General features: G+C 78.8%; 2 protein-coding genes. One reads left to right on the top strand and one right to left on the bottom strand.

What is annotated here, in order from left to right; translation table 11 throughout:
* Positions 1–163: 163 nt before the first annotated feature.
* The gene (locus tag ACI790_RS19830; protein WP_456571509.1) at positions 164–865 is read right to left on the bottom strand and encodes a permease; all 702 of its coding nucleotides are present in this window, start codon (positions 863–865) and stop codon (positions 164–166) included.
* A 254-nt stretch (positions 866–1,119) separates the two neighbouring features.
* On the opposite strand from ACI790_RS19830, the gene ACI790_RS19825 reads away from it, so the two are divergent.
* Positions 1,120–1,404 carry a BatC protein gene (locus ACI790_RS19825; protein ID WP_456571508.1) on the top strand — a complete coding sequence of 95 codons (285 nt, stop codon included), beginning with the start codon at positions 1,120–1,122 and terminating at the stop codon, positions 1,402–1,404.
* Positions 1,405–1,507: the final 103 nt, after the last annotated feature.

Below are 1,507 nucleotides of genomic sequence, written 5' to 3'. Positions count from 1 at the left end.
CACCACCCCCACCCCCCCCACCCCCCCCCCCCCCCCCCCCCCCCCCCCCCCCCCCCCCCCCCCCCCCCCCCCCCCCCCCCCCCCCCCCCCCCCCCCCCCCCCCCCCCCCCCCACCCCGCCCCCCCCCCCCCCCCCCCCCCCCCCCCCCCGCGGCGCGCCGCGGTCAGCGGACGGCGAACCGGTCGTTCTCGGCGTCGTGCTTGCCGGGCCACATCTTGGCGCCGAGCACGCCACCGAGGGCCGCCGCGGCGATCGACAGGCCCAGCCCGAGCACCGCCCAGCTGGCGGCGGAGCGAGCCGCATCCGCGGCCTGGCCGGCCTGGATGTCGGGGATGTCGGACTGCTGGATCCCGGCGATGTCGGTCACCGCACCGGCGAGCGAGCCGAGGAGCGCGCCACCGCCGAAAAGGGTGAGCAGCACGATCGTGACCACGGCGAGCGCCCACACGAGGATGCCGTGCAGGAGCCCCTCGCTGAACCCGCGCCACAGCGCGGTCGCCCCGGCGGTGAGGCCACCCAGGAAGAGCGCGATCAACCCGTTGATCCCGCTGATCAGGTCGGCGTTGTTCCCGTCGGCCGCGCCGATGTCCCACCAGCCCAGGGCAAGCGTGGCCAACTGCAGGAGCAGGAAGGTGGGCACCGCGACGATCAGGCCGGACCAGACCGGGCCCCACCGGACGCGGTCCCGCCGCGGCGGCGCCAGGGAGATCTGGGTGGGCCGCCCGAGGTGCTCCTCGTCGTGATCGCCCCGCGGGGCCGCCGCGACCCGGGTGGCGCCCTCCGTGGTCCCCACCGGGTTCGCGGCCCCCTCGTGGCGGACGTCCGCCCCGGTACCGGACTCGACTCGTGCACGACCTTCTGTCATGACCCTCTCCTTCTCGTTCGTCGTCCCAGCTGTTCGGGACAGGGATGCCCGACCTGCCGCGCAGGCCACCCCGGGCGGCCAGCCGTAACCCGATCGAGACATGCGTTCCCCGTCCGGCGACGGCTCCGGCACACCCCCTCCCCCGGCACGAACCCCGAGGTCACCGCGCATGTGTGGAGCGCCCGCGCACGAGGTACAGCAGCCTGCGCAGGGTCGCCGTCCGGTGGCCCGGGTCGATCGGATCGGAGGAGCCAGTGGCGCTCGACGACGAGGACATGACCAGCACGGGGGGTCCGGCCGACGGTGGTGCCTCCGGCACCCCGGGCACGCACGACGGCGGTGCGGACGGCGGTGCCGACGGTGGCGCCGATGGCGGCGCGGACGGCGGTGCCGACGGCGGTGCCGACGGTGGCGCCGACAGTGGCGCGGACGGCGGTGCCGACGGTGGCGCCGACAGTGGCGCGGACGGCGGTGCCGATGGCGGCGCGGCCGGTGGCGCGGACGGCGGCGCCGACGGCGGCGCGGACGGTTCGGCCTGACCGAGAACCCGACCCCGCGGGGGGGGGGGGGGGGGGGGGGGGGGGGGGGGGGGGGGGGGGGGGGGGGGGGGGGGGGGGGGGGGGGGGGGCTGGGCGGGGCGCT

This window comes from Blastococcus sp. SYSU DS0539 (assembly GCF_054050855.1).
Note: the sequence above shows the minus strand (reverse complement) of the source record. Positions and strands in the feature narration are given on the sequence as shown.